The following is a 7651-nucleotide window of genomic DNA, read 5'->3' on the forward strand; positions in this document are numbered from 1 at the left end:
TGCAAGCTGCACGCGCCGCCTCTTTTCCGTCATCCCCGCCTGCCGGTCAGTGCGAGCGCGCCGGTTCGGCCGCCGGGACCTCGCGCATCATCCGCCGGATGGGGATGATCAGCGCGGCGAGCACCGCGGCCGCGATCAGCAGCGAAATCGTCGTCCGCGTGAACAGCGCGGGCATGTCCTGCGGGTTCTCGGGGTTCACGTGTCCGCCCACGATCCCCGCGATCAGGTTGCCCAGCGCCGCCGCCATGAACCACACGCCCATCATCTGCCCCGAGAACTTGCGCGGGGCCAGCTTGGTCATGGACGAAAGGCCCACCGGGCTCAGGCACAGCTCGCCCACCGTCTGCAGAAAGTAGCTGCCGATCAGCCACCAGGCCGACACCTTGGCGCCCGGCCCGCCCGCCAGCACCGTGTTGGCGGCCACGATCATGAGCGCGAAGCCCAGCGCGGCGAACACCAGGCCCAGCGTAAATTTGGCGGGGCTGCTCAGGTCGCCGCGGCGCCGCGCCAGCCCCACCCACAGCGCGGCGAACAGCGGCGCCAGGGTGATGACGAAGAACGAGTTGGCGGCCTGAAGCCACGTCACCGGCATCTCCCATCCGGCGATGTTGCGGTCGGTGTAATCCGCCGCGAACAGCGTGAGCGACGTAGGCGCCTGCTCGAACGCGGACCAGAAGATCACCGCGAAGATGAAGAGGACGATGATGACCGCAACCCGCTTCATCTCGTCGCTGGTGAGCCCGCCCGCCAGGAACAGATACGCGAAGTACACCAGCGCCATGGTGAGCATCACGTAGCTCATGTTCTCAGCCACGGTCACCGGGTTGAAGTTCAGCATCCCCGCCATCCCCATCGCCACCACCAGCGCCAGGATGCCCAGAAAGATCCCCAGCCCGATGGTCATGGTGCGGCGCTGGCGCGCGTCCACGGCGGGGTCCGGGTGGCGCGTGGGCTCGTTGCCGATGTTGCCCAGCGTCTTTTGCGCGGTGAGCGAATACCAGATCAGGCCGATGACCATGCCCACGCCCGCGGCGCCGAACCCGTAGTGCCAGCCGAACCGCTCCTGGTCTTCGCCCAGAAAGCCGGTGATCAGCGGCGCCACCAGCGCGCCGATGTTGATGCCCATGTAGAAGATGGAGAAGCCCGCGTCACGGCGGGCGCCGCCCTCGGGGTACAGGTCGCCCACGATGGCGGAGATGTTCGGCTTGAGCAGCCCCGTTCCCAGCACGATCAGAATGAGCCCCATGAAGAACGCGCCGCGTCCCAGAAACGCCGAGAACCCGATCGCCAGGTGGCCCATGGCGATCAGCACGCCGCCCCAGAAGATGGCGCGCCGCAGCCCCAGCAGCCGGTCCGCCACCCATCCGCCGGGAAGCGAGGCCAGGTACACGCTCGCGGCGTAGATGCCCACGATGGCCGACGCCTGCTCGCGCGGCAGCGCAAATCCGCCCGTGGTCACCGCGGCCGTCATGAACAGCACCAGCAGCGGCCGGATGCCGTAGTACGAGAAGCGCTCCCACAGTTCCGTAAAGAACAGCGTCGAGAGGCCGACGGGGTGCCCGAAGAAGCGGGTGTCCTGTGACGCGTGGGCGCGCAGCGGATCGCCGGCGAGGGTTCCTCCTCCGCCGTACTGCGCCGAGGGATGCTTGCTCATGCCGATTCTGGTGATGGGGAAGGCCGGACCGGAGCGGTCAGGACGGTGCGCCGCGCGAGGGGCCGCACGGGAGTTGCACAGGTCTGTTGCGTGGAAACGTGGCAATGTAAAGAATCATCCACGGCCCCGCCACGGGGAGCCGCCGTTTTCCTGCCGGTGCATACCGGTTAAGCCAGCCGCATGTTCCGGAGCCGCACGCCGTGACCGCACCCGACCCGTCCATTCCCTTTGCCGCCGAACTCGCCGTCGCCCTGCGGGCGGCCGCGGGCGCGGCGGAACTGATCCTGGACCGCGGCGGCGCGGCGAACGTCCGCCAGAAGGGGCGCGCCGACCTGGTGACGGAGGTGGACGAGGCCGCCGAGCGCCTGATTACGGAGCGCATCCGGGCCGCGTTTCCGCACGACCGCGTGGTGGGCGAGGAGTTCTCGTCCGCGCAGGTGCACGCCGGCCGCCGCTGGTACGTGGACCCGGTGGACGGAACCACCAACTTCGTGCACGGCCACCCGTTCGTGTGCGTCAGCATCGCGTTCTGCGATGATTACGGGCCCGCCGCGGCGGTGGTGCACGCCCCGGTGCTGGGCGAGGTGTACCACGCCGTGCGCGGCGGCGGCGCCTTTCGCAACGGCAATGCAATCCGCGTATCGACCGTGGCCGAGCCCTCCGGCGCGCTGCTGGCGACCGGCTTTCCCTTCAAGAGTGGCAAGGGCGACCTGGACGCGTACATGCGCCTGGTGGCCGAGGCCATCCGCGCCACGCACGACGTCCGGCGCGACGGCAGCGCGGCGCTGGACCTGGCGATGGTGGCGTCGGGGCGGGTGGAGGGCTATTTCGAGATCGGCCTGTCGCCGTGGGACAGCGCCGCAGGGATGCTGCTGGTGACGGAGGCCGGCGGGCGCGTGTCCGGATGGGCGGGGGACACCGCGCCGCCGCTGCACACCGGCCGCGTGCTGGCCACCAACGGCCGCATTCACGACTGGCTCGCCGGGCTCACCGGCGCGCACGCGGCGGGGCTGTGAGCGCGCCGTCCGCCGCCTGGCCCTGTCCCGCGCCGGCGGGCCCGGAGCCCGGCTTTGTGTACCGCGGCCGATGGGCGCTCATCACCGGGGCCAGCATGGGGATCGGCGAGGCGTTCGCGCGGGCGCTGGCCGCGCGCGGAATGAACGTCATCCTCTGCGCGCGCTCCGCCGGCCGTCTGCAGTCCCTCGCGCGGGAGATCGCGGACGCGCACGGAGTGCAGGCGCACGCCGTGGCCGCGGACCTGGCGCGCCCGGGCGAGGCGGCGCGCGCGTGGCGGGAGGCGGCGGCGCTCGGCCCCATCCACCTGCTGGTGAACAACGCGGGATTCGGGTTGCGCGGCCGCTTTGAGGGGCTCGCCGCGGACCGCCAGGCGGAGATGGTGGCGCTCAACTGCACGGCCGTGCTGGAACTGGCGCACCTCGCGCTGGGGGAGATGCGGCCGCGGGCGACGGGCGGGGTGATCAACGTGGCCTCCATCGTCGCGTTCCAGCCCGTGCCGCTGATGGCGACCTACGCGGCTACCAAGGCGTTCGTGCTCTCCCTGACGGAATCGCTGGCGGAAGAAAACCGCGGCTCCGGCGTGCGCGTGCTGGCGCTGTGCCCCGGCCCCACGCCGAGCGGCTTTCAGGCTGTCGCGGGGACGAACGTGCAGCAGGGCCAGCCCGGCTACCTGCTCCCCGGGCAGGTGGTGGATGCCGCGCTCCGCGCACTGGACGCGGGCGAGGTCCGCGTGGTTCCCGGCGCCGTGAACCGCGCCGCCGCCGTCCTGGGCCGCCTGCTGCCGCTGGGCGTCGCTACGCGCATCGCCCGCGTCATCAACGAAAAGCGCGGCTGATGGATGCCGCCTGCCCCGTCCGGGGAGGCGCGTTCCTCAGCCGCGGTCCGAGCTTCGCGTAAGGAAAACCGGCCCGCGCGGGGTGGTATCCGCGCCCCATCCCCCCCTCCGCTTCACAGATGACGATCATGCATCCACGGCGATTTCCGCACGTCACGTCCGTCACCTCCCGCACTCGTGGCCTGATCGGGGCCGCGCTGGCGTTTGCTCTCGGCGCGGCCCCGCTGGGCGCGCAGAGCCGCCGGCCCGCGCCGGAGTTCGCGGTGGCGGAGGCCACCATCCCCCAGATGCAGGCGGCGCTGCGGGAGGGGCGCACCACGTCCCGGGAACTGGTCACCCGCTACCTGGTGCGGATCGCCACCTACGAAGACCGGCTGAACGGGGTTGCGTGGATCAACGCCCGCGCGCTCCAGGAAGCGGACGAACGCGACCGTGAGCGTGCAGCGGGCCGGATTCGCGGCCCGCTGCACGGAATTCCCGTCGCCGTAAAGGACAACATCCAGACGCGCGACATGCCCACGACGGGCGGGGCGCTGGCGTTTGCGGGGTTCGTTCCGCCGTACGATGCCACGCTCGTCCAGAATCTCCGCGACGCGGGCGCCATCATCCTGGCCAAGACCACGCTGACCGAACTGGCCAACTGGGTGGCGCCCGGAATGCCGGCCAACTACAGCGCCCTGTTCGGCTACTCGTACAACCCGTACGACCCGCGGCGCGACCCGCGCACGCAGCTGGACGACGGCCGCCCCGTGCTTTCCACCGGCGGGTCCAGCTCCGGCGTGGGCACCGCCGTCAGCTTCTGGGCGGCCAACGTGGGGACGGAAACCAGCGGCTCCATTCTGTCTCCCGCCAACCAGAACATGCTGGTGGGCATCAAGCCCACCGTGGGTCGCGTAAGCCGCCGCGGCGTGATTCCCATCACCGGCGACCAGGACACGCCGGGGCCCATGGCCAGGACGGTTGCGGACGCGGCCATCATGCTCGGCGCGCTGGAGGGAGCGCGGCCGGACACGGCGGACGCCGCGACGCGGACGTGCGCGCGCCCGCCGCGCGGCGACTACACGGCGTTTCTGGATTCTGCCTCGCTCCGCGGGGCGCGCATCGGAGTGCCGCGCGCCTTCTTCTTTGACCGTTTCACCATACCCGGCGACAGCGTGCCGCGGGGCGGGCTTACGGGGGAGCGCGCCACGCTGATGCAGGAGGCGATCTCCATCCTGCGTGCCCGGGGAGCGGTCATCGTGGATCCGGCGGACATTCCCAGCGTCGTGGCGCCGGATGCGCAGAACAGCTTTCTGCGGTGGCCGGTGTGCGCGGGGGTGGGCGACCGCGACTGCTCCATCGCGTTCCAATACGGGATGAAGCGCGACTTCAACGCCTGGCTCCGCACGCTGGGACAGGCCGCGCCCGTCGCGAGCCTGAAGCAGCTGCGGGAGTGGAACCTCGCGCACCGCAACGGCGGCGCCCTTCGCTACGGGCAGGGGCTGCTGGACGCGTCCGACACGGTGGACGTGGCCGTGGAGCGGGCGCGGTACGAGGCGGACCGGGCCAAGGACGTGCGGCTGAGCGCCACCGAGGGCATCGACGCCGTCATGGAGCGGTACCGGCTGGACGCGATCCTCTTTCCCGCGTCCAGCGGGGCCGGAATCGCGGCGCGGGCAGGGTATCCCAGCATCGGCGTCCCGTTCGGGTTCGCTCCCAACGGGCCCGCGTCCGGCTTTCCCGAAGGGTTCGGCGCCCTGCCCACTCCGTTCGGGGTGATGTTCACGGGACGCGCGTGCAGCGAGCCCAGGCTGATCGGGATCGCGTACGCCTTTGAACAGGCCACGCGGAAGCGCGTCCCCCCGCCGCTGTTTCCCTGATCCCGGTCCCATTCCCTGTCGGCCGGACGAAAAGAAGGGGGCGCCCACACTGAAGGGCGCCCCCTTCTGCGCGGCTGATCAGGACGCGTCGTTCCCTTCCACATCCGTTGGCCTGCCTTGCGCAGACGCCCACGTCACGGCCGCGACCGAATCAGTCCCTGCGCCCAGTCGGCGTACACTCGCGTCTCGTTCAGTACACGGATCCCGTCATCCACCGTGTAGAACGTGCCACTGTACGACGCGGTGCTCTTGGCGTTCAGAATGCCGCGCAGGCGCCGCACCTGGGCATCCTCCGCGCGGTGCCCCAGGGCGTGCACCAGCAGGTCGGCGGCGCGGGAGTGATCGCCATCGGTGGATTTCACCTGCCTGTACGCCACCGTGAGCGAGTCGGTGAGCGCGATGGCGGCGTGGATGGATACGATGGCGATTCCGTTCCCGTACCGCGCGTCCTGCAGCTCGGACAGGTCCTGCGCGGTTTTGAGCAGTGCGCGCCCGATGGCCTCGTACCGCACGGCCCGCGAGGGATCTTCTGCCTTGGTCCGGCCCACGCTCACCATGCGCCCGTCACCTCGGCGAGCGATTCGCCCAGCAGGGTGCGGCCCTCGGCCAGAATGTTCTGCATCAGCAGATCGCCGTCGCGCGTGCGCCCGGCCGCCCGCTCCGCCGCGAGCACGATGGGCGAAACGCGCAGTCCCAGGTGCGCCGCCATGGAACCCGCCGCGCCCAGCACGGCCGCCTCCACCTCGTCCACCCGCTCGGCGTCCGAAGTAATCAGCAGCAGGTCCAGGTCGCTGTCCGGGCGCGCATCGCCGCGCGCCTGACTGCCAAAGACCACCACGGACCGTACCGCGCCGCGCACCCCGGCGGCAGCCAGGGCCGCCTCGACGGCATCCGCCAGCCGGCCCATTTGCCCGCGCTCCACCTCAAAGAGGGCCTCCAGTTGAGCGATCAGGTAGTGGTCGCGGTTGATTTGATACTGGTGCGTGGTGGAACTGCCGCTGCGTACCAGAATGCCCGCGGACGTCAGCTCCTCCAGAGCCCGCCGGACGCCGGCCGTGGAGCGAACGCCGGCCAGCCGCTGCACCTCGCGCCCGGTGACGGGCGCGCACAGTGGCAGCAGTGCGCGCAGAAGCTGCACCTTGGTGGTGGTGCCAAGAACCCACTCGAGCGTAGCCACGCGTGCTCCAATTCTGGTACGACCGCACCATTTTTGGTGCGATCGTACCAGAATTGGTGCGGGCGACTGAATGCGCAAGCGCCTGCGTTCCCTGTTGTACGCGACCGTGATCATCGGGTCTCCTGTGCCGTGCGTGGCGTGAAGGGAAAAGAATGCGGGTAGCGACTCCCCCTGTCGCTACCCGCGCCTGCCCTAGAAAATTGCTGCCCGGCTCCAGTTGCCGGTTCAATCGTCGTCGGATCATATGGACCTCATATCAGCCCCCCATTAAGGGGTCCGACAATAACACGTACCCGATTCGTCTCTTCGCCTGCGGATCTGTGGAAGCGGCTGTTCACCTTGTTCAATCCCGGGCGAGGATAATCGGCTTTGGAGATGCTGTCAAGCGTGTCCAGTGCCGTGCCGAAACCCGTTCGCAGAACAAGAAAATCCGCCCCGGATGGGACGGCTCTCCTTCTACGCCACAGGTGTGCAAATCGGGCGTCAGTAGCCCGGCGGAATGCGGCGGTGCCAGTCGGTGCGGCGCTGCAGTTCGCGGCCCAGCGCAACCAGCATGGGCTCGCTCCACGCGCGGCCCGTAAGCGCCACCGACGTGGGCAGGTTCTGCCGCCCGAAACCGTTGGGCATCGCGATCCCCGGTAGCCCCAGCAGGTTGGATGCGCCGCTGATGGGCTCGCCGCCGTAGGTGAGGTCGCTGTACGCCTCGTCGAACGGGCCCGTGGCGGGGTACGAGACGGTGTCCCAGGTGGGATGCACCAGCGCGTCAAAGCGGCCCTCGACAAAGAAGCGGTCCACGGCCTCGCCCGCGGGGCGCCGCACCCGCATGGCGCGCAGGTAGTCCTTGGCCAGCACTACCTGCCCCGCGTACCCGCCGATCTGGTCCTCCGGCGCCGTGAGTTCGCGCACGCGGCCGCTGCTCACCAGTTCCTCAAAGATGCTCGCCGCCTCCGCATCGATGATGATGGAGGCCGCCGCGTTGTACGGGTACTCCGGCAGTTCCACGTCGCGCACAAGGTCGGCGAACTGCGAAAGCACGCCCAGCGACGCCTCAAAGTTCTGCCGCACCTCGGCCTGCGAGCCCTCCGCGTTCCCCTTCAGCACGCCGATGC

The 7651-nt window shown here is 70.0% G+C and carries 7 protein-coding genes; 3 read left to right on the plus strand and 4 right to left on the minus strand.

The annotated features are described in order from the left end of the window. Positions 1-46: 46 nt before the first annotated feature. A complete protein-coding gene (locus tag VF665_RS20130) occupies positions 47-1654 on the minus strand; it encodes a peptide MFS transporter (protein ID WP_331055255.1) in 1608 nt (535 codons plus the stop codon). A 200-nt stretch (positions 1655-1854) separates the two neighbouring features. Between VF665_RS20130 and VF665_RS20135 the strand changes: the two genes are divergently transcribed. The 3 genes from VF665_RS20135 to VF665_RS20145 all read left to right on the plus strand — a co-directional run bounded on the left by VF665_RS20135 (position 1855) and on the right by VF665_RS20145 (position 5365). Continuing rightward, the gene (locus VF665_RS20135; protein WP_331055256.1) at positions 1855-2670 is read left to right on the plus strand and encodes an inositol monophosphatase family protein; all 816 of its coding nucleotides are present in this window, start codon (positions 1855-1857) and stop codon (positions 2668-2670) included. After that, positions 2667-3506 (plus strand): SDR family oxidoreductase, encoded by an 840-nt coding sequence (locus tag VF665_RS20140; protein ID WP_331055257.1) that lies wholly within the window; start codon positions 2667-2669, stop codon positions 3504-3506. Before VF665_RS20135 ends, VF665_RS20140 begins: the two co-directional genes overlap by 4 nt. A 128-nt stretch (positions 3507-3634) precedes the next feature. Beyond that, positions 3635-5365: an amidase family protein gene (locus VF665_RS20145; protein WP_331055258.1), complete on the plus strand. Its 1731-nt coding sequence runs from the start codon at positions 3635-3637 to the stop codon at positions 5363-5365. Positions 5366-5499: 134 nt separating this feature from the next. On the opposite strand, the gene VF665_RS20150 is transcribed toward VF665_RS20145, so the two are convergent. The 3 genes from VF665_RS20150 to VF665_RS20160 form a co-directional block, all read right to left on the minus strand. After that, entirely contained in the window at positions 5500-5922 is a 423-nt protein-coding gene (locus VF665_RS20150; protein ID WP_331055259.1) for a hypothetical protein, read from the minus strand. Then, the gene (locus VF665_RS20155) at positions 5916-6542 is read right to left on the minus strand and encodes a nucleotidyltransferase domain-containing protein (protein WP_331055260.1); all 627 of its coding nucleotides are present in this window, start codon (positions 6540-6542) and stop codon (positions 5916-5918) included. The genes VF665_RS20150 and VF665_RS20155 overlap by 7 nt, the downstream gene beginning before the upstream one ends. Positions 6543-7025: 483 nt before the next feature. Beyond that, positions 7026-7651 (minus strand): amidase family protein (locus VF665_RS20160; protein ID WP_331055261.1); only part of this gene is annotated, 626 nt, incomplete at its 5' end.

The organism is Longimicrobium sp. (assembly GCF_036387355.1).
GTDB lineage: Bacteria > Gemmatimonadota > Gemmatimonadetes > Longimicrobiales > Longimicrobiaceae > Longimicrobium.

Coding starts and splice junctions, on each gene's coding strand:
- VF665_RS20145 (WP_331055258.1), top strand. CDS start 3,635: ATGCATCCACGGCGATTTCCGCACGTCACGTCCGTCACCTCCCGCACT.
- VF665_RS20150 (WP_331055259.1), bottom strand. CDS start 5,922: ATGGTGAGCGTGGGCCGGACCAAGGCAGAAGATCCCTCGCGGGCCGTG.
- VF665_RS20130 (WP_331055255.1), bottom strand. CDS start 1,654: ATGAGCAAGCATCCCTCGGCGCAGTACGGCGGAGGAGGAACCCTCGCC.